Annotated in this window: 15 protein-coding genes; 7 read left to right on the forward strand and 8 right to left on the reverse strand. The window is 69.0% G+C overall.

Going from position 1 to position 25,011, the window contains the following annotated elements; translation table 11 throughout:
- Window positions 1-47: 47 nt before the first annotated feature.
- From C1H66_RS16315 to C1H66_RS16325, 3 genes are all read left to right on the forward strand, one after another.
- Window positions 48-983 carry a LysR family transcriptional regulator ArgP gene (locus tag C1H66_RS16315; RefSeq protein ID WP_102628935.1) on the forward strand — a complete coding sequence of 312 codons (936 nt, stop codon included), beginning with the start codon at window positions 48-50 and terminating at the stop codon, window positions 981-983.
- A gap of 181 nt (window positions 984-1,164) precedes the next feature.
- Window positions 1,165-2,319, forward strand: coding sequence for a cyclopropane fatty acyl phospholipid synthase (cfa, locus tag C1H66_RS16320; RefSeq protein ID WP_102628936.1), 1,155 nt, complete (start codon window positions 1,165-1,167; stop codon window positions 2,317-2,319).
- Between the two features lie 369 nt (window positions 2,320-2,688).
- The gene (locus C1H66_RS16325; RefSeq protein ID WP_102628937.1) at window positions 2,689-3,609 is read left to right on the forward strand and encodes a GGDEF domain-containing protein; all 921 of its coding nucleotides are present in this window, start codon (window positions 2,689-2,691) and stop codon (window positions 3,607-3,609) included.
- 30 nt (window positions 3,610-3,639) lie between these two features.
- Here C1H66_RS16325 and C1H66_RS16330 read toward each other — a convergent pair whose 3' ends face one another.
- The 4 genes from C1H66_RS16330 to C1H66_RS16345 form a co-directional block, all read right to left on the reverse strand.
- A complete protein-coding gene (locus C1H66_RS16330; RefSeq protein WP_102628938.1) occupies window positions 3,640-4,290 on the reverse strand; it encodes a dienelactone hydrolase family protein in 651 nt (216 codons plus the stop codon).
- A 70-nt stretch (window positions 4,291-4,360) separates the two neighbouring features.
- Window positions 4,361-9,265, reverse strand: a complete 4,905-nt coding sequence (locus tag C1H66_RS16335; RefSeq protein WP_102628939.1) for a hypothetical protein — start codon at window positions 9,263-9,265, stop codon at window positions 4,361-4,363.
- Window positions 9,262-10,098 carry a hypothetical protein gene (locus C1H66_RS16340; RefSeq protein WP_102628940.1) on the reverse strand — a complete coding sequence of 279 codons (837 nt, stop codon included), beginning with the start codon at window positions 10,096-10,098 and terminating at the stop codon, window positions 9,262-9,264. The genes C1H66_RS16335 and C1H66_RS16340 overlap by 4 nt, the downstream gene beginning before the upstream one ends.
- Window positions 10,095-11,645 carry a hypothetical protein gene (locus C1H66_RS16345; RefSeq protein WP_240618365.1) on the reverse strand — a complete coding sequence of 517 codons (1,551 nt, stop codon included), beginning with the start codon at window positions 11,643-11,645 and terminating at the stop codon, window positions 10,095-10,097. The genes C1H66_RS16340 and C1H66_RS16345 overlap by 4 nt, the downstream gene beginning before the upstream one ends.
- 112 nt (window positions 11,646-11,757) lie before the next feature.
- On the opposite strand from C1H66_RS16345, the gene C1H66_RS16350 reads away from it, so the two are divergent.
- A complete protein-coding gene (locus tag C1H66_RS16350; RefSeq protein WP_205738684.1) occupies window positions 11,758-13,737 on the forward strand; it encodes a RecQ family ATP-dependent DNA helicase in 1,980 nt (659 codons plus the stop codon).
- Here the strand turns inward: C1H66_RS16350 and C1H66_RS16355 are convergent.
- The 4 genes from C1H66_RS16355 to C1H66_RS16370 all read right to left on the reverse strand — a co-directional run bounded on the left by C1H66_RS16355 (window position 13,707) and on the right by C1H66_RS16370 (window position 22,161).
- Window positions 13,707-15,182 (reverse strand): glutamate synthase subunit beta, encoded by a 1,476-nt coding sequence (locus tag C1H66_RS16355; RefSeq protein ID WP_102628941.1) that lies wholly within the window; start codon window positions 15,180-15,182, stop codon window positions 13,707-13,709. The two genes, C1H66_RS16350 and C1H66_RS16355, sit on opposite strands and share 31 nt — an antisense overlap.
- Complete coding sequence (gene gltB, locus C1H66_RS16360; RefSeq protein ID WP_102628942.1) at window positions 15,182-19,717, reverse strand: glutamate synthase large subunit; 4,536 nt, start codon at window positions 19,715-19,717, stop codon at window positions 15,182-15,184. Before gltB ends, C1H66_RS16355 begins: the two co-directional genes overlap by 1 nt.
- A gap of 197 nt (window positions 19,718-19,914) precedes the next feature.
- Window positions 19,915-20,553, reverse strand: coding sequence for a hypothetical protein (locus C1H66_RS16365; RefSeq protein WP_102628943.1), 639 nt, complete (start codon window positions 20,551-20,553; stop codon window positions 19,915-19,917).
- A gap of 45 nt (window positions 20,554-20,598) precedes the next feature.
- A complete protein-coding gene (locus tag C1H66_RS16370; protein WP_102628944.1) occupies window positions 20,599-22,161 on the reverse strand; it encodes a sigma-54-dependent transcriptional regulator in 1,563 nt (520 codons plus the stop codon).
- A gap of 274 nt (window positions 22,162-22,435) precedes the next feature.
- Here C1H66_RS16370 and phhA point away from each other — a divergent pair, with 274 nt between their 5' ends.
- From phhA to C1H66_RS16385, 3 genes are all read left to right on the forward strand, one after another.
- Entirely contained in the window at window positions 22,436-23,272 is an 837-nt protein-coding gene (gene phhA, locus C1H66_RS16375; RefSeq protein WP_102628945.1) for a phenylalanine 4-monooxygenase, read from the forward strand.
- A 64-nt stretch (window positions 23,273-23,336) separates the two neighbouring features.
- The gene (locus tag C1H66_RS16380) at window positions 23,337-23,675 is read left to right on the forward strand and encodes a 4a-hydroxytetrahydrobiopterin dehydratase (protein ID WP_102628946.1); all 339 of its coding nucleotides are present in this window, start codon (window positions 23,337-23,339) and stop codon (window positions 23,673-23,675) included.
- The gene (locus C1H66_RS16385) at window positions 23,676-24,863 is read left to right on the forward strand and encodes an amino acid aminotransferase (protein ID WP_102628947.1); all 1,188 of its coding nucleotides are present in this window, start codon (window positions 23,676-23,678) and stop codon (window positions 24,861-24,863) included.
- The last annotated feature ends 148 nt before the right edge of the window (window positions 24,864-25,011 follow it).

Genomic DNA, 25,011 nt, shown 5'->3' on the forward strand with positions numbered 1-25,011 from the left:
CATCGATTAATTAAATGAATATATGTACTGTGGGATAAGGAAAACTGATGCTCGACTACAAGCTGCTCGAGGCGCTGGTGGCGGTGATCGACCAGGGAGGCTTCGACCGCGGCGCCCGCCACCTCGGGCTGACCCAGTCGGCGGTCTCCCAGCGCATCAAGCTGCTCGAGGCACGCCTGGGTCAACCGGTGCTGGTCAGAAGCCCGCGCCTCGCTCCCACCCTCCTGGGACAGCGGCTGCTCAACCATGCCCAGCAAGTACGCCTGCTGGAGAGCGATCTACTGGACCGGGTGCCGGCGCTGGGCAGCGGCGAACGGCGGTTGCGCCTGGCGATCAATGCCGACAGCCTCGCCACCTGGTGGCCGGAGGCCATCGGCCGTTTCAGCGAACGCTACCGGGTGCTGTTCGAGCTGGTGGTGGTGGATCAGGAGGTGGCGCTCAAGCGCATGCGCGACGGTGACGTGGCCGGCTGCATCTGCGACTCGCCACGGCCGGTGCAGGGGGCGCGCAGCCATGCGCTGGGCAGCATGCGCTATCGCGCCCTGGCCAGTCCCGCCTTCATGGCGCGCCATTTTCCCGACGGCGTGACACCCGAGGCGTTGCGTCGGGCGCCGGCCATCGTCTTCGGTCCCGACGACCGGCTCCAGCACCGCTACCTGGCCATGCACGGCGTGGAGCCGCCCTTCCCCCACCACCTGTGCCCTTCGTCGGAGGGTTTCGTCGGCCTGGCGCTGGCCGGGCTCGGCTACGGCATGGTGCCCGAACGACAGGCCGAGCGGGAACTGCACGAGGGGCGCCTGCAGGAAATCGATCCCGGGCCCCACCTGGCCGACGGCCGCCTGGTCGACCTCTCGCCGGGCTACGTCATCGACGTGCCGCTCTACTGGCACCACTGGCGTCAGGGCGGCGAGATCCTCGACGACCTGACCGACCATCTGCTGCGCACCGTTGACGCCTGGTTGACGCCACCGCCGGCGGCATGACCATGCATCCCGGCGATTGCTCCGCGGCATCAAACCATCCAGCGCTGGATCGTACGGATTTTCCCGGTCTTTTCAGGCTGGTCTATGCTCAATGCAATTCAGTCAGACCCGATGGTGCACGACACGAGCATTGCCGCCAGCCCTGCGATGACCCTCGATCCTGCTGGACCAGGAGGACTCCATGACCAGTGATCCCCGCATCGGCCCCCTAGCCTTGCCAGACACCCGCGCCCGGCGTGTCGTCGAGAAACTGCTCGACGGCTCTGGCGTCACCCTCAACGGCGATGCCCCTCACGACCTGCGCATCTTCCATCCCGACTTCTTTTCCCGGGTGCTGCACCAGGGCACGCTCGGCCTGGGAGAGGCCTACATGGACGGCTGGTGGGAGTGCGACAGGATCGACGAGATGGCCTGTCGGTTGCTGCGCCACGGCCTCGGCGAGCGCGCTCGCACCCCCTCCGAACGGCTGATGTATCGCCTGCAGTCGGGCTTCTTCAACCTGCAGAGCAAGGCCCGCGCCTATATCGTCGCCGAGGCCCACTACGACCTGGGCAACGACCTGTTCGAGCGCATGCTGGACCCCACCATGTGCTACTCCTGCGGCTACTGGAAGGACGCGGCCACCCTGCACCAGGCGCAGCTCGCCAAGCTCGAACTGGCCTGTCGCAAGCTCGAACTCGCGCCGGGCCTGCGGGTGCTCGATATCGGCTGCGGCTGGGGGAGCTTCGCCGAGCATGCCGCGCGCCACCATGGGGTCGAGGTCACCGGCATCACCATCTCCCGCGAGCAGGCGGAACTGGCCCGGCAGCGCTGCGCCGGGCTGCCGGTGGAGATCCTGCTGCAGGACTACCGCGAGCTGGAGGGCCACTACGACCGCGTCGTCTCGATCGGCATGTTCGAGCATGTGGGGCATCGCAACTACGAGACCTACTTCCAGACCGTCGAGCGGTTGCTGGCCGAGGATGGCCTCTTCCTGCTGCACACCATCGGCTCCAACCGCTCCGTGGTGAGCGCCGATCCCTGGTTCAACCGCTACATCTTCCCCAACGGGGTGCTCCCCTCGGCCATGCATATCGCCAAGGCCAGTGAATCGGCGCACCTGATGATGGAGGACTGGCAGAACTTCGGCCCCGACTACGACCACACCCTGATGGCGTGGCTCGCGAACTTCGACACCCACTGGCACGAGATCGCCCAGCACTACAACGAGCGCACCCGGCGCATGTTCCGTTACTACCTCTCGGTGTGCGCCGGCGCCTTCCGGGCGCGCCATATGCAACTGTGGCAGGTGGTCTACTCCCGCGGACGCCCGGGACGCTACGACGCGCCGCGCTGAGTCCGGGGAACATGCGCCATCGGCGCATGTTCCGGCTTACCCTAGGGCCTCTCGGTGTGCGCCGGCGCCTTCCGGGCGCGCCATATGCAACTGTGGCAGGTGGTCTACTCCCGCGGACGCCCGGGACGCTACGACGCGCCGCGCTAGGTGAGCCATGGCCTACTGCCGAAGCCTCCCGAGCGGTATGATGTCCCGCGGTGAGTGACGCTGGCCTGGGTCATGTCCATCCCGGGTTGTCGGCAATCTCCTACAACCGTGGCAGGATGCGACGTCCCCCGGCTCGGCGTATCATCCAACGCTTGAATAGAGGCGCCCAGCGCCCGCGAGAAGAACACCACCTGTACGCAGCAGGACGACAAGGACACCCGCATGCCCTCCAGAGACGTCATGCCGGGTGGGGGAGAGACGAACCTTGCAACCATCACCGAGCTGACCGAGCAGTTGCCCGGTGTGATCTTCCAGTTGCAACGTGCGCCGGACGGTCGCATGCATTTCCCCTATCTGGCCGGCAGCGGTACCCGCTTGACCGGCATCGACCGTCGCCAGTTGGCCAAGGACGCCAGGCCGGCACTGGCCCGACTCGACGACGCCGACTATCCGCGGCTGATGGCCGCCATCGAGCGCTCGGCGCGCTGGATGACCCCTATCACCACCAAGTTCCGCCTGCGATTGGCAGGCGGCCGACACAGCTGGATCGCCGTGCGGGCCCAGCCGAGGCGGGTCGACGATGCCGTGCTCTGGCACGGCATGATGCTGGATATCTCCGAACAGGTCGCCGAGGAAGCGCGCCTGCGCCGTCTCTCCGATACCGACGACCTCACCGGCCTCGCCAATCGCCGCAAACTGATCGATCGGCTCGATGAGGAGATCTCCCTGAGCAACCGTCACGCCACCCCGCTGTCGCTGATGATGCTCGACCTGGATCACTTCAAGTCGATCAACGATACCTGGGGCCACCTCCAGGGGGATCAGGTGCTGCGCGACCTGGGCGAGCTATGCCGCGATACGCTCCGCGAGGAGGACCTGGTGGCCCGCCTGGGCGGCGAGGAGTTCGCCCTGCTGCTGCCCTTGACCCCCATCCGCCACTGTCAGGCCCTGGCACAGCGGTTGTGCGAACGCATCGCGGCCCACGACTTCGGGCTCGGCTCGGGCAACGTCACCGTCAGCATCGGCATCGCCGAGCACCGCATCGGTGAGGCACGCGACACCCTGATCGCCCGTGCCGACCAGAGCCTCTACGCCGCCAAGAATGGGGGGCGCAACCGAGTGATGAACAGCAACGGAGCCTGAGGCTGCGCCCGCCGCCCCCCCGGTGGATGCCTACCCGAGATGGCTCAGGAACCAGCGCGCGGCTCGCGCCTCGACCATCTCGAGGGTCCCGGGTTCCTCGAACAGGTGGGTAGCGCCGGGCACGATCAGCAGCTCGCAGGGGGCCGTGAGGCGCGCCATGGCCGCCTCGTTCAGGGCGATCACCCGGGTGTCGCGCCCACCGACCAGCAGCAGGGTCGGCGCCCGCACCCGCGGCAGATGGTCCCCGGCGAGGTCGGGCCGCCCGCCCCTGGAGACCACGGCGCTCACCCGGCCGGGACGCTCGGCGGCGGCGATCAGCGCCGCGGCGGCCCCGGTGCTGGCACCGAACAGGCCGATCGCCAGCCCCCGGGTCTCCGGTGCCTCGGCCACCCAGTCCACGGCCCCGCTCATGCGGGAGCCGATCAACGCGATATCGAAGCGCAGGGCCCGGGTACGCTCATCGATCAGGCTCTCCTCCGGCGTCAGCAGGTCGAACAGCAGGGTGGCGAACCCCTGCTCGGCCAGGTGGCGCGCCACCTGGCGGTTGCGCACGCTGAAGCGGCTGCTGCCGCTGCCATGGGCGAAGACCACGATGCCCACCGGCGCCCCGGGCAGCAGCAGGTCCCCCTCCAGCCCGACGCCCGCCGTCTCGATCTCCAGTTGCTGCTGGGCATACGACATGGCCGGCCCTCCCGGAATGCCGCCGTAACAGCCGGCGTAGTACCCGAAGTGTAGCGGCCGTCACCGCTTCCTACGTCACCGGCTCGCTGACGTGGATACCGAACAGGCTGGCCTCGCCCTGGCTGCGGCCCAGCGTCTCCGGGGCGGTGATGCGGCCGTCGCGCACCATCACGTGGCCGCCCTGCCCCTGCACGCCGCCGATCACGCTGCCCACCAGGTAGGTGGGGAAGATCTCGGGGTCGTTCTCGTAGTTGGGGTTGTGGATCAGGCCGATCATCTGGAAGCGCCCGCGGGTGTTGCGCAGCGACTCCAGCGAGTCCTGGATCAGCCGCCGGTGGGAAAGCTTGGAGAACAGGCCGTCGAGCAGAATCACGCTCTCTCGACTGGCCCTGGCACGACGCTTGTGATGCCCCGGCAGTTCGCGCAGCTCCCGCTCGATGGCGAACTCCGAGAGCTTGACCAGCCACATCAGCGAGACCGCCTCGCGCTGGCCTTCCGACATCTCCTCGTTGAGCGAGAACAGCCGCCCGTGGGGACGGATGGCGTCGTGCTTGAGGCGGATCGCCACGTCGTGGAACAGCCCGCGGTAAATGCGCCGGCGAATCTGGCGCAGCAGGTCGTCGTCGCGCCGGCGCGCCTCGCCGTCGACCAAGCCACCGTCGCGCTCGGCGCGGCGGCGCATGGCGGCCTGGTGCTCGTCGATGTCGGCGAGCAGGGTGACGATCAGCTCGCGCAGCTGGTCGGGGCCGATCAGCGAGGCCTTGACCTCGAAGAAGGCGCCACCCTCGCCGCTGCTCTTGGCCACGCGCTTGAGGATGTCGAGGTTGCCGGCGGCGTCCGAGATGATCGAGCCGAGCCGCTCCACCAGGGTGCCCTCGATCTGCTCACGGGAAGCGTGCAGCCGCTCGACCCGCATGCGATGGTCATCGAGCTGACCGGCGAGCTGGTCATACAGCAAGGAGAGATCGTCCAGCGCCTCGGCGCTGGCCTGGGTCGAGCCGGAATGACTCAGGCCACCCAGGCGGGCGCGCTCGGTGTCGCTGAACAGCCGACTGTGGGCCGCCTCGGCCAATGCCTCGGCCAGCTTGCGCTCACCCGCCTCCACCTGCCGGGCCTGGCGTTCGCGGTTGCGCGCCCGCTCGCCCAGGTTGAGTTCGCCCAGGGCGTCGACCAGGGTCTGCTGGCACATTTCCAGTGCCTCGATATCGAGCTCGCTCTGCTCGCCGGCCATGGCCCGCCAGGCATCGAGCGCGTCGTTGCGCGCTTGGTGCTCGGCATCGTCGCTGGGCCAGCGGCTGGCCTCATCGAGATCGACCAGTACCGCCAGACGGCGCGGCCAGCCCTCGGGAAGCTCGCGCAGCACCCGCAGCCACTCCACCGCCAGCTGGTCGCTGCAGGTCAGGGCACTGCGCTGCTCGGCCAGGCGCGCGTCCAGCGCATCGCGCTCCGCCGAGCGCGCCTTGCGCTTGTCGCGCAGTTCGCCGAGTTCGCGCTTGACCCGGGCGATCTCGCGCTCGAGCTTCTGGCTGCCGCCGCCGGCGTCGCGCACCTCCAGGTAGGCGCGGATGCGGGTGAAATCGAAGTCGGCACGCTTCGTTGCGCGGGCCTGCGCCGCTTCCAGCTCGGCCTGCACCTCGGCGGCACTGGCCATGAACTCGACGCCGCCGTCGGCCTCGAAGCCCGCCAGGGCGCGCAGGCGATCGCGCTCGCCGTCGGCGAAGATACCACGCAACTGGGCCTCGGTTTCGGCCACGTTACGCGCCAGCGCCTCCTTCTCCTCCTCGGCGCTGGCGAGCCTGGCAGTGGCCTCGGCCAGGTGGCGCTCGAGGTCGGCGAGGCGCGCCTCCAGCGCCTGCAGCCGCTCGACGCCGCCGGCATCGCTGAACTGCTCGGCGGCCAGCCAGGTGGCGCCATGGGCCTCCAGCTCGCGGGCCGCCCGCTGGCGCGCAGGCGTAAGTTCGGCAAGCGCCGTCTCGGCCTCGAGGCGCGCCTCGGCGGCCTCCTGCTGGGCGAACTCGCCGCCCTCCTGCAGGTAGCGCTGGTAGTCGTCGATACAGGCGAGCGCGGTGTCGGTGAGCCGCGGATCCAGTGCGGCCTCGCGCTCGGCCAGCGCCGCCTGCTGTTCGGCCAGCGCCTCCAGCGCCACCTCGACCTGCACCTCATCGGCCTCGCGGGCACGCAGCGCCAGGGCGAACGACTCCCCATGGGGATCGAGCCGCGCACACTCCGCCGCCAGCGCCTTGCGCCGCTCGAGGTCGGCCGCCTGCCGCTTCTCGGTACTCTCGCGCAGCGCCTCCAGGAAGCTGGGATCCAGCGCGGCCTTCACCGCCAGGGTCTCGATGCCCTGCACGGCGCCCAGCGGTGGCTCGCCTCGGGCCAGCAGCCCGGCGAAGGCTTCGGCCTCGAACACCGGAACCGCCAGGCCCGCCTCGATCAGCGCGGCGGCGGCGGACTCGGCCGCCGCACGCCCCGCCACCACCGGGGCGAACAGCACGCCGGCGGCCTGCACCAGCCACTCCCGGCGCTGCTCCAGGGCAACGTCATCACCGTTGAGCACGGCATGCAACGGCTGCCAGGCAATGCCGGCGTCGTCCAGGTGACGATGCGCCTCGGCCTCCACCACGCGCCGCTCCAGGGGATCGCCGGAGAGGCTCGCCAGGTAGCGTTCGCGGGCGGCGATGTCGGCTTCCAGCGTCTCGGCCTCGCGCAGCAGCCGCGGATAGCGGCGCCGGGCATCGGCCAGCCATTTCTCGGGGGCGAGCTCGCTGCGCTCGGCGAAGTCGAGTCGCGCCCGGTGCAGCGTGCGCAGGCGGCTCTCATCTTCCGTCAGCCGCTGGCGTTCGTTGCTCAGTTCGCGCTCTCGCTCGCGCAGTCGTGCACGCAGGTGCACCGGCTCGTCGTCGCCGTGCAGCTCGCCATAGCGGTGGGCGGCCTCGGCCAGCGGCGCCAGCCGCGCCAGGGTGCGCTCGGCCTCCTGGCGGCGCTGCTCGGCCTCGCGGCAGCTGGTTTCCAGCTCGGCGAGCGCCGTCCTGCGCCGCGACCAGAAGCCGCTGACCTCCTCGCCCGGCCAGCCTTCGACGAAGGCGCGCCAGGGCGCCTGCCCGCGGGCCAGCAGTCCCTGCTCACCGGTCAGGCGCTCGCGCTCGCCGTTGAGCCGCTCGCGCTCGGTGCGGGCGGCCTCGCAGGCGGTAGCGACCTCGTCGCGGCGATGCGTCAGCGCGTCGAGCGATTCGGCCAGCTCGGCCTCGCGCTCGAGCTTCTCCTCGAGCCGCTCGGCCGGTGCGGTATCGGGGCACTCGCGGCGAAAGGCGTCATGCCAGGCGGCGACCTGCTTGAGTTCGCCGATGCGCCCCAGGTGCGCGTTGAGCGCAGCACGATCACTTGCCGCCTCGGTCCTGGCCGCCTCGGCGCTGGCCTCGGGGGTCTCCAGCTCGGCTTCGCTGAACAACCCCTCGGCGAGCGCCTGGGTATAGAAGCTCTGGTTGTCGACGAAGTCGCGCTGCTGGGATTCGAGCCGGTCGCGCTGCTGTTCCAGGCCATCGCGGCGCTCATCCAGGTCGGCGAGTTCACGGGTCAGCTCCTCGAGATAGACGCCATCGCCGATCACCTCCTCGCGGAAGCGGTTGCCGTCGGCCGCCTCGAAGGCGTCGGCGCCCTCGTCCAGGGCGGCAAGGGCCCGGTAGCGAGTCGCGTCGTCGCTGAAGGCGCGGCTTTCGCCCAGCCAGTCGCGGGCCGCCTGGAAGCTCAGGTGCCCCACGTCGCGGCTCGAAGGCCACTCCGCCTCGGCCAGGTGGATCAGGCGCCGATGCACGTCGACCCGGGCGCCGCGCTCGGAAAGTGCCTGGCGCACGGCCCGTTCGGACATGCCGCTGAGACGCGCCAGCAACCAGGTGGAGACCCGCGGCCGCGCGGTATCGCCGGCGATCCAGGCGAAGCCCTCGATGGGGGCGGCAGTGCGCTCCTCGGCCGCTTGATCTTGCGCTGCGCGAGGCAGCCCCGGCAGCCCCAGCAGCGCCTGGCCGCCCAACAGGGCCTCGCTGGCCGCCAGGCCCTGGTCGAGCTCCTCCAGGCGGGTGCGGGCGTCGCGGAGCGTCTCGCCCTGCTCGCGCAGCTCGGCCAGCCGCCCCACCTTGTCGCTGGCGCGGCGCTGGTCGCTCTCGGCCTCCTCCAGGCGATGACGCAGCTCGGTGATGTTGGTGCCGGAATTGAGGATCACCTCCTCGATCAGCTCCTCGCTCTCGTCGGTCTCGCCGCGGGTGGCGCCGGAAAGGATCTCGGGGGCCAGCACCTCGAAGAAGAACGCCTGGTCGGCCTTCTCGCCGGCACGGGGCTTGATGGCGTTGAAGATCTGGCTCTTGTCGGCGCCGCCCTCCTTCTGGAAGGCGGCGAGCTGGGCCAGCTCGCGGCGCGACACGTGGGCGCCCACCGCCTCCAGCCACTCCTCACGGTTGTGGGTCAGGCGCACGCCGCGCTCGGCCATGACGGTCTTGACGTCGCGGTTGGCGTAGAGCGCCAGCTTGCCGTCGAGGGTGAGGTGGTGCACCGGCACGTCCTCGAGACGCCCGGCGTAGTGATAGAACGACAGCCCGCTGCCGTCGCTGTAGCCGTAGAAGCCGAACACGAAGGTCTCGCCGGCGACCTCCTCGCCGGCGACGGCGAGCATGTCGTCCTGGCGCTCGAGCCCGCTGCGCGAGCGGAACTCCACCCGCAGGTGACTCCAGCTGCGCGCCGCCCCGCCCACCGCCGAGGGCGAACACTTGCGCCGGGTGCGCGAGAGCAGGGTGCGGTCCCGCGACAGCAGGCCGATCAGCGCCTCGGCGAGCGTGGTCTTGCCGAAACCGTTCTCCATGCTGATGGCGCTCGACTGGCCGCGCAGGTCGAGCAGCAGGTGGCGCATCTTGGCGTCCCAGGGCGAGGCCACGTCGCCGTGCTTGTTGAGCAGGTTGGCGATCTCGATGCGGTGGATCACGCTCATGCCCGGGTCTCCTCGTGCTCGTCGATGGGCGCGTCGAGCGCCTCGTCCTCGTGGCTGCTCGACACGCGGCCCTGGGCCAGGGCCTGCAGGTGGCCGAGCTGGTGGATGCCGATCTGCTCGCTCTCCAGCGCCCCGAGCAGGGTCTGCTGCCACACCTCGCCGCCGCTCTCCTCGGCGTTCGCGCCGACCTCGGCGTCACGCAGGCTCTCCAGCAGCCCGGCGCGCACCTGCAGCTCGATGAAGGCGCGCACCCGGCGGCTGATGTCCTCGCCGCGCTCCTCGAGCAGTCCCCGGCTGGTCTCGGGCGCCTCCTCGCCCAGGGTGCGCAGCGACTCGAGCTGGTCGCGCATCAGCTCGACCAGTTCCGCCCCGGCGAAGGTGGCCTCCTGGTAGCGGCTGACATCGGAGAGCGCACGGTTGTAGCGGGTGTAGAGCAGCGTGTGCATCAGTAGCCACAGCTGCAGGTACCACTGGGCCAGCTCGGCGCGGCTCTCCTGGCGCAGCTTGAGCGCCTCGAACACCGGCTCGCGGGTGTAGAGCGGCGGCTGTTCCAGTTCCGGGTCTGGCAGCAGGGCATAGTAGCGCGACCCCGGGGCGATGCCGGGATAGTCGCCGGATTCGAAGGCCTTGAGGCGCAGCCCCTGACCGGCGAGGAAGTCGCGCAGCGCCTCGCGCTCGAGGTCGCTGGCGTCGTCGATCAGCGCGCAGACGTCGCGCTCGGAGAGCTGGCCTTCGCGGGCGGCGCGGCGCTTGCGCCCGCCGCCGGGGGCACGCTCGGCGCTGCGGTAGCGCAGCAGGTAGGCGACCACCTCGCCCATCTCGGTCATGTTCATACGGGCTCGTCCTGATCGATTCGACGGGTTGCGTTGCGTTGGTCATCGGCCGCGGCCTCGGGCGCCTTGGAGAGCGGCACGCCAGGCGCGGCTTCGGGCGCCATAGAGAGCTGCGCCTGTAAAAAGAAGCCGATGGCCGGAGTCACGGCCCCTTCGATGCGGCGGCCGTCGTCGAGCTCAAGCTCGAACGGTGTGGCGTCGATGCCCACCGTCAGCCCCGGGGCGAGCAGCTCGGTGTCGACGAAGGTGTTGAGCAATTGGGCCAGGCAGTCGCCCTCCTCGAAGCGGTGCCAGCCCTCTTCCAGGGCCTCGGGCAGTGACAGCGGCGCCTCGCGAATGCGCGTGCGCAACGCCGGGCCGCGGGCCTCGAGGAAGCGCGCGAGCAGCGGGTCTTCCGGCTTGGCGTCGTGCTGCTCGTCGAACACCAGCGCGGCGTGGCTGGTCTCGGCGCGACGACTCTCCAGCAGGGGCACGAGCGGAGCGACCCGCGGGAAGCAGGCCTGGGCGCGCAGCGGCATCATCCGAGCCACCAGCACGGCCTGCAGGCGTGGCGCCGGAGGCGAGGCCAGCAGGCGCCGGGCCAGGTCCTGGAAGTCGACTACCCCCATGGCCTGGATGCGCCCCTCGGCGATGTCGGCGAGCAGCTCCGAGAGCCGCCGCGACAGGTTCTCGATGGCGGTGAGCACGCGGCCGATGGCTCCCGAGAGCACGCGCAGATCCCAGTCGTCAGGCTGCGCCTCCCGCCAGGTGTCGAAGCGCTCCATCAGCCGCGGGGTCGCCAACTGGGCCCGGGCGTCGAGCAGCGTCTGCTGGATGCTGGAGAGCGCGTTGTGGTAGTGGCGCTCGTTGTCGAGCAGCGCGGTGAGCTTGCCCTCGCGGGTGGGGTTCTCGCGCACCCGGCGCAGTTCCTGGGTCAGGGCGCGGATCGCCAGCAGGATCTGGTTGGTGATGTCGGGAATGCGGGCGAAGTCGCCGCGGGCCAGGGCCGCCAGCACCTTGGCGGCGTCGTACTCGGAATAGAGCAGGTCCTCGACCTGGCTCGCCAGGGTCACCGCCTGGCGGCCGCTGGGGGTCAGCCGCACCTGGCCGGTCTGGCCCTGCTTCTCGATCAGCGCGGTACGCTTGGTGCTGCGACGGGAGCGCGGCTCCTCCTCCCCGCTCCCGCTCGGTGCAAGCGCCTCGCGGGCGTCCGGGGGCGGGGACGCTTGGCGGGCGTCCGGGGGCGGGGACGCTTGACGAAAGTGAAGCTCGCTGGGCGTCGAGAGCAGGTTGATGACGAAGACCAGATCGTCATGGGGCAGCCCCGGATAGGTCTCGCGCAGCTGGTTCAGGCAGCGCGCCTGGGAGACGAAGGCGCTGTTGGTGGCGAAGTCCAGGTCGAGCAGGTAGTCGAGCAACAGGCAGCCGAGATCGAGCCAGTAACCGTCGCGCAGACCGCGGCGCTGCTCCTGGTTGACCTGCACGAAGGGCGAGCCCGGCTCGTGGCCGCTGTCGTGCAGGTCGATCAGCCGCGTGGTGGCGACCAGCAGTTTGCTCCAGGCGGTCATGGGTCTTCCCTGAGGACAAAAGGGGCATTATGCCAAGGCTGGCGCATCGGGTCATGGGGCCCGCGAGGGTGTACCCTGTGACGGACGGGACGACACGACAGGGAGCGTCAGCATGAACGGGATCGACCGGACATTACAGCAGGTCTTCGGCTACGATGATTTCCGCCCCGGCCAGCGGCCGGTGATCGAGGCGGTGGTGGCCGGCCGTTCGGCGGCGGCGATCTTCCCCACCGGCTCGGGCAAGTCGCTCTGCTACCAGCTGCCCGCCCTGCACCTGCCCCACCTGACGCTGGTGATCTCGCCGCTGCTGGCGCTGATGCAGGACCAGCTCGCCTTCCTCGAGCGTCACGGCATCCGCGCCGCCAGCATCGACTCCGGCCAGAGCCGCGAGGAGGCGGCGGCGGTAATGGAGGGCGTCGCCCACGGCGAGATCCGCATCCTGATGATCTCGGTGGAGCGGCTCAAGAACGAGCGCTTCCGCGCCTTCATCCGCCGGGTGCCGATCTCGCTGATGGTGGTCGACGAGGCCCACTGCATCTCCGAATGGGGCCACAACTTCCGCCCCGACTACCTCAAGCTTCCCGACCACCAGCGCGAGTTCGGCATTCCCCAGGTGTTGCTGCTCACCGCCACGGCCACCCCGCGGGTGATCGACGACATGCGTGCGCGCTTCGACATCACCGAGAGCGACGTGACCGCCACCGGCTTCTACCGCGGCAACCTCGACCTCCAGGTAGCACCGATCGAGGCTTCCCGCCGCGCCAGCGCGCTGGTCGACTGGCTGCGCCCCCGGCTGGCCGACCGCCCCGCCCCCACCATCGTCTACGTGACCCTGCAGCAGACCGCCGAGCGGCTGGCCGCCTACCTGGGCAAGGCCGGCATCGCCGCCACCGCCTACCACGCCGGGCTCGACGGCGAGCGCCGCGAGGGCATCCAGCAGGCCTTCATGGCCGGCCAGGTGAACTGCATCGTCGCCACCATCGCCTTCGGCATGGGCATCGACAAGGCCGACATCCGCCAGGTGGTGCACTTCGACCTGCCCAAGTCGATCGAGAACTACAGCCAGGAGATCGGCCGCGCCGGCCGCGACGGCCTGCCCTCGGAGTGCCTGATGCTGGCCGGCCGCGACACCCTGGGCGTGCTGGAGACCTTCGTCTACGGCGATACCCCCGAGCCCCACGGCATCCGCCGGGTGATCGACGAACTCCTGGCGGCCGGTCCGCGCTGGGAGCTGCTGCTCAACGGCCTCTCGCAGCACGCCAATATCCGGCCGCTGCCGCTCAAGACGCTGCTGGTGCAGCTCGAGCTGCGCGGCATCATCGTCCCCCGTCACGCCTATTTCGCCGACTACCGCTTCAAGTTGCTGTGCGAGCCCGAGGCGCTGGTCGAGCGCTTCCAGGGCGAGCGGCGTGACTTCGTCCAGGCGATCCTGGATGCCGCGAGGCGCGCCCGTACCTGGCACGAACTCGACTTCGCGACACTGGAGGCGTTCGGCCGGGAACGTGGCCTGGATACCGGCCGGAGCCGCGTGATCACCGCCCTGGACTACTTCGTCGACAAGGGCTGGCTCGAGCTGCAGAGCCGCCAGCTCACCGAGGTCTACGAGGTGCTGCGCCCCGACCTCGACCCGGCGGCGCTCAGCGACGAGCTGCACGGCTACTTCCGCGAGAAGGAGCAGGCCGAGATCGCCCGGCTGCACGCCATGCTCGCGCTGTTCGAGAGCGACGCCTGCCTGAGCCGGCGGCTCGCCGAGTGGTTCGGCGACGATCGCGCCCCCCAGCGCTGCGGCCACTGCTCGGCCTGTCGCGGGCACCCGGCCCGGCTGCCCGCCGCCGCCCCGCTGCCGCCGCTGGAGAGCCAGAACACGGAAGCCCTGCTGGGGGGTCTGCTCGAGCGCCTCGAGGCGGCGGGCGATGGTCATCCCGCCACCCCCGACCTGCAGGCGCGCTTCCTGTGCGGCATCACCACGCCGCTGTTCACCCGCCTCAAGGCACGGCAGCTGCCCGGCTTCGCCGCCCTGGAGGGCTACCCCTACGCCGAGGTGCAGGGTTGGCTGGCAGGTCAGTCGTCGGTCGGCGGAGTCAGGGTCTGAAGGCTCGGCGGCAACCGCGATGCCCCCATCAGGTAGGTGTCGATATGGCGTGCGACGTCGCGCCCCTCGCCGATCGCCCAGACTACCAGCGACGCCCCTCGCCGAGCATCGCCGCTGGCGAAGACCCCATCCAGATCGGTCATCATGGTCTCGTCGGTGGCAAGTCCGCCGTTGTCGGCAAGCGTCAGCCCCTGGTCGACGAACGCCTGGGCCTGGGCCCCCTGGAAGCCGATCGCGATCAGCACCAGGTCGGCGGCGATGCGGATATCCTCCTCGAGCACCGTCTTGTCCACGCGCCGTCCCTGGCTATCGAGGGTCCATTTGACGCGTTCGACGACCAGGGCATCCACGGCACCGTCCTCGTCGTCATCGACGAAGGCGGTGACATTGAGCGCGAACAGCGCCCGGCCGCCCTCTTCCAATGCATAGGTCTGTTCATAGGTGCGCGGCTGCCACGGCCAGGGATTGTCGGCGGGGCGCGTCATTGGCGGCTGCTCGCGCACGCTGATCTGGGCCACGTCCAGCGCACCCTGGCGGTGGGCGGTGGCCACGCAATCGGCGCCGGTGTCGCCCCCGCCCAGCACCACCACTCGCTTGTCCCGGGCATCGATCGCCAGGCTGTCGCGGCCCGCCTGGCGGCGATTCTCGGCGGTCAGGTAGGGCATGCCGAAATGGATTCCCCTCAGCTCGCGTCCCGGTACCGTCACCTCGCGATGCTGCTGGGCGCCGATCGCCAGACACACCGCATCGAAGCGCTCGCGCAACCGGGCCAATGACATGGCAGGGCCGATCTCGACGCCGGTGCGGAACTCGATGCCCTCCTCGCGCAGCTGGTCGAGGCGCCGCTCGACCTGGTGCTTGGCGAACTTGAAGTCGGGGATGCCCAGGGTCATCAGCCCGCCGAGCGCCTCGTCGCGTTCGAACACCGTGACCGCATGCCCGGCACGGTTGAGCTGCTGGGCGCACGCCAGCCCCGCCGGGCCGCTGCCGACCACCGCCACCCGCTTGCCGCTTCGCCGCGACGGCGGCTCGGGACGGATCCAGCCCCTCTCCCAGCCCCTGTCGACGATCGCCCGCTCGAGGCTCTTGATAGCCACGGCATCGGCGTTGTAGGCCAGCGTGCAGGCCGGCTCGCAGGGTGCCGGGCAGGTATAACCGGTGAACTCGGGGAAATTGTTGGTGGCATGCAGTCGCGCCAGGGCCTCGCGCCAGTGGCCACGGTAGACCAGGTCGTTCCACTCGGGGATCAGGTTGCCGATCGGGCAGCCGCCCATGCAGGTCGGCACGCCGCAATCCATGCAGCGCTCGCCCTGCTGGCGCAGATGATCCTCCCGCCAGCTCGGCGCATAGATCTCGCGATGGTCGCCGATACGCTCGCGCGGGTCGCGCTTGCCGATCGGCTCGCGCGGGTGCCTGAGAAACCCGTCGGGATGGTTCTCGTCCATCAGGCCACCTCCCGGGCCGCGGTCGGCGGTGCGACGCGGATGTCCCGCCCCTTGGCCAGCTCACGCCCCACCACCTCGGCATAGGCCTCGGGCACGACCTTGACTAGCCGCGCCAGGGTGGCGGGCCAATCATCGAGCAGTGTCCGGGCGCGATGGCTGCCGGTGTAGGCATGGTGATTTTCCAGCAGGCGTTGCACCAGGGCAATGTCACGCGCGTCTTCCACGGTTTCCAGCCCCACCCGCTCGGCATTGACCCGCTCGGCCAGGTCGCCCTGCTCGTCGAGCAGGTAGGCCTCGCCACCACTCATGCCGGCGGCGAAGTTCTTGCCGAACGACCCCAGAATCAGTGCCACCCCCCCGGTCATGTACTCGCAGCCGTGATCGCCGACGCCCTCGACCACGGCCAGGGCGCCGGAATTGCGCACGCAGAAGCGCTCGCCGGCCAAGCCGTTGATGTAGGCCTCGCCGCTGGTGGCACCGAACAGCGCGACATTGCCGATGATGACATTGTCGGCCGCGGCGTAACCGGCCTCCGGCGGGGTGCGCACGCTGATCCGGCCGCCCGACAACCCCTTGCCGAGATAGTCGTTGGCGTCGCCGGTCAGGTGCAGGCTGATGCCCCGGGCGACGAAGGCACCGAAGCTCTGGCCGGCCGTTCCCTGCAGGTAGATGCGCAGGGTATCGTCGGCCGGCATGGTCGGCGCATGGCGCTTGACCAGTGTCGACGACAGCAAGGTGCCGACGCTGCGATCCCGGTTGCATATCGCGTCCTCGATACGCACCGGCTCGCCATGCTCGAGCGCCGGCCGAGCCTGGGCGATCAGGCGTTGATCGAGCTTGTCGTCGAGCTGGTGGTTCTGCTCGCGTGTCTTGTAGGGGGCGTCGGTCGATTCCACTCGGGCCAGCAACTCGCCGGGATCCAGCGTGATGCCCCGGGGGTGCGTCACCTTCCGCGAGCGTAGCCGGTCGACGCGCCCCACCATCTCGCGGACCGACGCGAAGCCCAGCGCGGCCATGATCTCGCGCAACTCCTCGGCGACGAAGCGCAGATAGTGGATGATGTGCTCGGCCTCGCCATCGAAGCGCTCGCGCAGTCGTGGATCCTGGGTCGCCACGCCGACCGAACAGGTATTGCAGTGGCACTTGCGCAGCAGCAGGCAACCGACCACGACCATCGGCGCGGTACCGAAGCCGAACTCCTCGGCCCCCAGCAGCGCGGCCATCGCCACATCGCGCCCGGTCTTCATGCCACCGTCGACCCGCACGGTGATGCGCGAGCGCAGGTTGTTGGCCATCAGCACCCGATGGGTCTCGGCCAGCCCCAATTCCCAGGGCGTGCCGGTATGCTTGATCGACGTCTTCTTGGCCGCCCCGGTGCCGCCCGCGTCACCGGAGATCAGCACCGCATCGGCGCGCGCCTTGGCGACGCCGGCGGCGATGGTGCCGACATTGGCCTTGGAGACCAGCTTGACGTGGATCTCGGCCTGGGGATTGGCGCACTTGAGATCGTGGATCAACTGGGCCAGATCCTCGATCGAATAGATATCGTGGTGCGGCGGCGGCGAGATCAGTCCGACCCCGGGCACCGTGAAGCGTACCTCGGCGATCGCCGCATCGACCTTGCCGCCGGGCAACTCGCCGCCCTCGCCCGGCTTGGCACCCTGGGCCATCTTGATCTCGATCTGGCGGGCACTCGCCAGGTAGTGCGCGGTGACCCCGAAGCGCCCCGACGCACACTGCTTCATCGAGTTCTCGGCCTCGGTACCGAAGCGCTCGACCTGTTCCCCGCCTTCGCCGCTGCCGGCCTTGCCGCCGATGCGATTCATGGCGATCGCCATGACTTCGTGGGCCTCCCGGGACAGGGCGCCGAACGACATCGAGCCGGTACCGAAGCGCTTGAGAATCGCCTCGACCGGCTCGACCCGCTCGAGCGGAATCGAGCGCTGCGGCTCGATATCGAAGTCGAGCAGCCCACGCAGCGTCTGTAGACGCCGGCTCTGCTCATTGATGAGCTCGGCGAAACGCCGGTAACTCTCGGCGTCGTTGTGCCGCGCCGCCTGTTGCAGATGGCCGATGGACTGCGGATTCCACTGATGCCATTCGCCATCGCGCCGCCAGTAGAAGTCGCCGCCCTGCAACAGTTGCAGGTTGCCGGCGATACGGTCGCTGTAGGCGACGGCATGAGCCTGTTCGATCTCGTCCTCGATGGTGTCCAACCCAACGCCCGGGATGTGCGCCGGGGTGCCGGCAAAACACTCCTCGACCAGCGCCTGATCCAGGCCGATACACTCGAAGATCTGTGCGCCCTTGTAACTCTCCAGGATGGAAATGCCCATCTTGGCCATGACCTTGAGCAGGCCGTCCTCGATGGCGAGACGATAGGTATGGCGCGCCGCGGCGCTGCTCTCGACGCCGGTGAGTGCGCCCTCGGCGTGCAGATGCTCGAGGCTGCGATAGGCCAGCCACGGGTAAACGGCATCGGCGCCATGACTCACCAGAGTGCAGAAGTGGTGCACCGCATAGGGCTCGCCACTGCGCAACACCAGCGACACTCGGCTGCGCTTGCCGGCCCGGATCAGGCCATGGTGGATGGCACCGACCACCAGCAACGCGGGCACGGCCACACGCTGCGGCCCGACCCGATGGTCGTCGAGGACCAGGAGGGTGGCACCGGCATCGACGGCGGCTTCGGCGTCGCGACGCAGGCGTTCGATGACCGAGGCCATCCCCCTCCCCGGGGGATAGGTGGTATCGATCGTCCGCGCGTGCAGCCCGTCGCCATCGAGCCCGGCCACGGTCGCAAATTCCCGGTCAGTAAGGATCGGACTCTCGATCAGCAACTGGCGACAGTGCTCGGGTGTCTCGCCCAACAGATTGCGCTGATAGCCGAGGTAGCCGCTCAGCGAGGTGACCAGCGCCTCGCGCAGGTAGTCCAGGGGCGGGTTGGTGACCTGAGCGAAGAGCTGATGGAAGTAGGCGAACAGCGGCTTGCGCTGCGCCGACAGGGCCGCCAGCGGGGTGTCGTTGCCCATTGCCCCCAGCGGGTCCTTGCCGGACTCGGCCATCGGCACCAGCAGCACGCGCAGGCCCTCGAGCGTGTAGCCGAAGGCGCATTGATGGGCAGCGAGTGTGGCCGGATCGAGTGCATCGATGGCAGGCTCGGCCGTCTCATCGACCAGATCGACGAGCTTGAGCCGGTGCTGGGCGAGCCAGTCGGCATAGGGAGCGGCGCCGGTCAGGCGCTGGAAGACCTCCGCCTCGGGCACGATGCGCCCCTCGCGGGTATCGGCGAAAAAGAGCTGGCCCGGACGCAGCCGTCCCTGCATCACGATCTCGGCGAAGTCGGTGTCCAGGGTGCCGCTCTCGCTGGACATGATCAGCTTGTCGTCGCGGGTCAGGCAGTAGCGACAGGGACGCAGGCCGTTACGATCGATGACCGCCCCCACCGCGTCGCCGTCCGTGGCCACGACCAGCGCTGGCCCATCCCACGGCTCCATGAGGGAAGCATGGTAGTCATAGAAGGCGCGGCGTTCCGGGGCCATCGCCGGGTCCTTCTCCCAGGCCTCGGGAATCAGCATGCGCAACGCATGGGGCAGCGAACGGCCACCGGCCAGCAGCAGTTCCAGGACGTGGTCGAAGTCGGCGGAATCGCTCTGGTCGTCTTCGGCCAGGACCGGACGAATCCGCTCGATATCGGCACCGAAACGCTCGCTTGCCAGCAGGGGTTCCCTGGCCCGCATCCAATTGACGTTGCCGAGTAGCGTATTGAACTCGCCATTGTGGATCAGGGAGCGATAGGGATGCGCCAACTCCCAGGCGCCCAAGGTGTTGGTAGAGAAACGCGAGTGCACCAGCACCAGCGCGCTTTCCACCCGAGAATCGCTCAGGTCCGGGTAGTAGCTGGCCAGTTGAGCGCAGGTCAGCAGGCCCTTGTAGACGAGGCGCCGTCGATCCAGGCTACAGATGTAGAACAGGTTGGCTCCCTCGCCGCCGAGTTCCTGCTCGCGCACTCGATTCTGGATTTCGCAGCGCAGCACGTAGAGGCCGACATCGAACGCCTCAGGCGACATGGCCCCCCTGGGGGCCACGAAGCACTGTTCGACCACGGGCTCGGAATCCAGCGCGGTTCGCCCCAGGCCGCGGTTATCGGTAGGCACGTGACGCCAGGCGAGCAGCCGATAGCCCAGCGTATCGATGACCGATGTCATCAGCCGCTTGATTGTGGAGCGTTGCGCCTTGTCCCGGGGCAGGAAGAGTTGGCCGACGCCATAGCGGCCGGCACGGGGGAGGCCGGGGATGGCGGTAGCGAAAAAGCGGTGCGGCACCTGCAACAGCATGCCGGCACCGTCACCGGTGCTTTCCTCGGCGCCGCGCGCCCCGCGGTGATCGAGGTTGCACAGCATGCGCAGACCGTCCTCGATCAGCCCATGCGTCGCCTCGCCACGCATGTTGACCACCGCGCCAACGCCGCAACTGGCGTAGCCGGCATGAGGGTCAAGGCGTGCCTTGCTGGATCTGCCTGCCGGGTATCGCATGGATGTCGTTACCCTTGCCTGGTGGCTTTGCACCTTTCACATACTAGGCTTTGTCCGAAAAGTCGGCGAGCGATGGCCAGACGAGGCAAAAATCAGCGAAAAAGCGGAGTTTAGGTGAGTGTAAATGAGCATTTTAAGCTGACGCTAGCAGAAGGCCCGAGACCGACTCGTGCGTGCCGGGGGCGAACGTCGCAGGCTCAATGGCGATGGCGGACGCGCCAATGCTGCAGGCCGATCATCAGCAGATGCACCGGCAGATAGACCGCCACCGGCCAGAGCAGCGTCAGGCCAGCCAGATAGACCAGCGGATCCAGGCTGTCCTGGGGCTGGCCGAAGGGGCCGTGCACCCAGTTGATATTGCGCTCGGGGTCGGTGGCGACATAGGTCAGCGGCACCACGACCCAGGTCAGCGCCGTCTGCCACAGCAGCGCCCGGCGATCGTAGCCGAGCCGCCAGATCGCGAAGCCGGCCACCGGCGGCAGGATCAGGTGGTAGAGCGACATCATGCGGGTCAGCGGCGGCTGCCCGGGGTCGAACATGTACTCGGTGCCGCCGATGGGGTGCACCCCGGTCAGCCAGGCGGTGCCCACGTCCACCGCCCAGAGGCTGCCCACCAGGGCCACCGCCAGCCACTGCATGGAGAGCAGCAGGCGATGCTCCCGCCACAGCCCCACCAGGATCAGGAAATTGGCCAGGTTGCAGAGCCAGAAATAGTTCTGGGTGCCCAGCAGCACGGCGAAGGTCGGCGCCCAGCCGAGAATCCAGGCGGTGAACGCCAGCTTCAGCCAGAGGGGCAGGCGATGCTGGGGGAGACGCCGGGGCGCACCGTGTGCCATCGAAGCTCTCCTTGCCGAGTGCCTTTACTCTAGCAGTTCTGTCCCTTACGACTCTTCGCCGCCGAGCCCATGACGCTTGAGCTTGTTGGCGATGGTGGTATGGGAGACCCCGAGCCGCCTGCCGAGCTGACGGCTGGAGGGATGCTGCGGGTAGAGCGCCGCCAGTACCCGGCGCTCCACCTCGCCGAGGATATCGGCCAGCGAGCCCTGCAGGTCGATGCCGACCAACCCCGGCACATTGCCCACGTCCGGCAGGCGCAGGTGGGAGGCCTCGATGGTCTCGCCGTCACACAGCGAGACCGCCTGGAAGAGCACGTTCTCGAGCTGACGCACGTTGCCCGGCCAGTGGTAGGCGACGAGACGGGCCAGGGCCGCCGGCGCGAGCGACGGCAGCCGGCAGCCGATCTGCCGGGCGGCGCGGTCGATGAAGTGGGCGGCGAGCGCCTCGATGCCGTCGCGGCATTCGCGCAGTGGCGGCACGGTCAGCGAGAGGACGTTGAGGCGGTGGTAGAGGTCCTGGCGAAAGAGGCCCTCGGCGCAGAGCCGTGGCAGATCCTGCTGGGTGGCGCAGATCACCCGCACGTCGAGCCAGGTCTCCTCGTCGCTGCCCACCCGGCGGAAGCCGCCGTCCTGCAGGAAGCGCAGCAACTTGACCTGCAGCCGTGGGCTCATCTCGCCCACTTCGTCGAGGAAGATGGTGCCACCGGCGGTCAACTCCAGCAGGCCCAGCTTGCCCTCGGGCCGGGCCCCCTCGAAGGCGCCGGGGGCATAGCCGAACAGCTCGGTCTCGGCCATGGACTCGGGCAGGCCGGCGCAGTTGAGCGCCATGAACGGCGCCTGACCGCGGTCGCTGGCCAGGTGGCAGGCCCGCGCCAGCAGTTCCTTGCCGGTACCGGTCTCGCCCTGGATCAGCAGCGGCGCGTCCAGCGGCGCCATGCGACGGGCCTCGCGGATCAACGCGGCAAGCCGGGGGCTGGCCTGGAAGATCGCCTCGAAGCCGCGCAGCTCCTGGCGCTGCACGTGGTAGATGCGCTCGCCGATGCGGTCGGCCCGATGCAGGGTCACCACGGCACCGGCCAACGAGGCCACGTCGTCCTGATGCTCGCGATGCAACGGGGCGATATCGGCGAGGAAGGTGGTATCGCGCAGCTTGATGCGCAGGCCGTTGACCCGGGCGTTGTTGCGCCGGATCAGTCCCGGCAGGTCGACCTCGGGCAGGTAGCGGTCGAGCGAGAGCCCGGGGACCTCGTCGATGCGCACGCCGAGCAGCTGGCCGGCGGCGCGGTTGGCCGCCACCACGTGCCCCTCCATGTCGATGGACATCACCGGCTCGGAGAGCGACGAGAGCAGCGCATCGAGCTCCAGGTGGCGGCGTTCGCTGGGCATCAGGTTGACCCGGCGAACGCCGAAGACGCCGGGAACCGCCTCGAGCTCGGGCTTCAGGGTAGCCAGCTGGGCGTTGAGCAGGTTGGGCACGTGCAGGTAGATGGCGTTGCCGTGCTCGCCTCCCACCTCGCCGCGGGCCACGTTGAGCCCGTAGTCGGCGAAGGGGGCGACGATGTCGCGCAGGATGCCGATCCGGTTCTGGCAATGAAACCTCAGGCGCATCGGGGAGTGCCTCTCGTCGTCATGAAAGTCGTCACGCCGGCGTGACTCTTCTGTAAAGATAACGTGACACTCGTGCCGGCTCAAACGCCGTGATACCGCGGTTCCCGTGCCCGTCTCCCTGATCGGCCGCCACCGTCACGATTTCCTTACATCTGGGCATCACCTGCCGCCATGCCGGCCCGCCCCACGCCGCCCGGCCACCCCTGCGCCGCGGCTAGACTCGAGACAGCTTCCGAACGGCCACGACAACCACAAGCGACGCCACGGAGAGAACATGACGGCTTCGACATCAAGGCTGAGTGACTTCGCCAGCAAGACCGGCTACCGCGCTCGCCTGCCCGACGAACAGGGTCATATCGGCTACAGCGACACCGAGAACGCCACCTGGCGGGCCCTGATGCAGCGCCAGTTGGCGATCATCGAGGGCCGCGTCTGCCAGCAGTACCTGGATGGTCTGGAACGGCTGGCCCTGCCCGAGGAGCGCATCCCCCAGTTGGCCGAAGTGGATCGAGTCCTGCTGGCCGCCACCGGCTGGCAAACGGCCCAGGTCCCGGCACTGATTCCCTTCGACACCTTCTTCGACCTGCTCGCCAACCGCCGCTTCCCGGTGGCCACCTTCATCCGCACTCCGGAGGAGATGGACTACCTCAAGGAGCCGGACATCTTCCATGAGATCTTCGGCCACTGCCCGATGCTCACCGACCCGTCCTTCGCCGAGTTCACCGCCACCTACGGGCGACTCGGCCTGGCGGCGTCGCCCAGGGAGCGGGGCTACCTGGCTCGCCTCTACTGGCTGACCGTGGAGTTCGGGCTGGTGGATACCCCGGCCGGGCGGCGCATCTACGGTGGCGGCATCATCTCCTCGCCCAGGGAGACCCTGCACGCGCTCTCCGACACGCCCGAGCACCTGCCCTTCGACCCGGTGGAGGCGATGCGTACCCCCTACCGCATCGACATCCTGCAGCCGCTCTACTACGTGCTTGACGAGCTCACCACCCTGCACGACCTTGCGAGGCAGGACATCATGGGCATGGCGCACCGGGCCATGGCGCTGGGGATGCACGAGCCTCGCTTCGAGCCAGCGCCACGCGACGGCAAGGCAAGCGCCTGAGGCCCCGCCCCCTATCCCCGACGACGACCTTTCGACAAGCCTTTCGACAAGACAAGGAGACACCATGAGCCAGCTTTCCGACCAGCAGTGCGAGGCCTGCAGCTGGGACGCCCCCCGGGTGACCGAGGCCGAGATCGAGCAGTACAAGACACAGATTCCCGAGTGGCAGATCGTCGAGCGCGATGGCATCATGCAGTTGGAACGGGTCTTCAAGTTCCGCAACTTCAAGCAGGCCCTCGACTTCACCAACCGCGTCGGCGAGATCGCCGAGGGCGCCGGGCACCACCCCGCCCTGTTGACCGAATGGGGCAAGGTCACCGTGACTTGGTGGTCGCACGAGATGAAGGGCCTGCACAAGAACGACTTCATTCTTGCCGCCAGAACCGACGAGGTAGCGAATTAAATGTTCGAACACATTGAGCGGGTACCCGGGGATGCCATCCTCGGGCTGATCGAGGCCTTCAAGAAGGACACCAACCCCCAGAAGGTCGATCTCGGCGTCGGCGTCTATCGTGACGCCAAGGGCAACACCCCGGTGATGCGCGCCGTCAAGGAAGCCGAGGCCCTGCTGCTCAAGAACGAAACCACCAAGACCTACATCGGCTCCCACGGTGACCCGGGCTACGGCGAGGTGGTCCTGCCCATGGTGCTGGGCGAAGGCTCGCCGGTGCTGGAAGCCGGCCGCGCCAGCGCCACCCAGTCGCCCGGTGGCACCGGTGCCCTGCGCCTGGCGGCGGACTTCATCGCCCATCACCTGCCCGGCAAGGACATCTGGGTCAGCGACCCGACCTGGCCGAACCACCTGGGCATCTTCCCCGCCGCCGGCCTGACGCTGCACAAGTACCCCTACGTGGACGCCGAGAACCGCCTCGACTTCGCCGGCATGCTGGCGGCACTCCAGGAGATCCCCCACGGCGACGTGGTGCTGCTGCATGCCTGCTGCCACAACCCCACCGGCTTCGACCTCTCGCGGGAACAGTGGCAACAGGTGCTGGAAGTGGTCCGCGAGCGCGGCCTGCTGCCGCTGGTCGACTTCGCCTACCAGGGCTTCGGCGAGGGCCTCGACGAGGACGCCTACGGCGTTCGCCTGCTGGCCGAGCACCTCGACGAGGTGATCATCACCAGCTCCTGCTCCAAGAACTTCGGCATCTACTGCGAACGCACCGGCTGTCTGATCATGGTGGCGAAGAACGCCGAGCAGATGGGGAACGTACGCTCCCAGGTGGCCATCGTCGCCCGCGAGAACTACTCCAACCCGCCGGCCCACGGCGGCGCCATCGTCAGCGAGATCCTGCACTCGGCCGAACTCGCCGCCATCTGGCGCGAGGAGCTCACCGAGATGCGCGACCGCATCAACACCCTGCGCCGCGACTTCGTCGAGGCGCTGGCGCCCTACGGGCTGGACCAGAAGTACGCCTGCGTGGCCGAGCAGCGCGGCATGTTCTCCTACACCGGGCTCCAGCCTGAGCAGGTCGACCGGCTGCGCGACGAGTTCGGCATCTACATGGTGCGCTCCGGTCGCGCCAACGTGGCGGGCTTCTCCCACGACAACCTGCCCTATCTGGCCAAGGCGATCGCCGCGGTCAACTGATCGCCACGCCCCGACCCGCCGACACGCCCGGGCCTCCGCCCGGGCGTTTGCGTATATGCCGACTTCGCGATTTTGCAGCCCTGCCCGGGTAGCATGCCGCCCTCGCCGCCGCAGGGCCCGGGGGCCGTGCGACGCTCCCGGCAACACC

The organism is Halomonas heilongjiangensis, assembly GCF_002879645.1.
Taxonomy (GTDB): domain Bacteria; phylum Pseudomonadota; class Gammaproteobacteria; order Pseudomonadales; family Halomonadaceae; genus Halomonas; species Halomonas heilongjiangensis.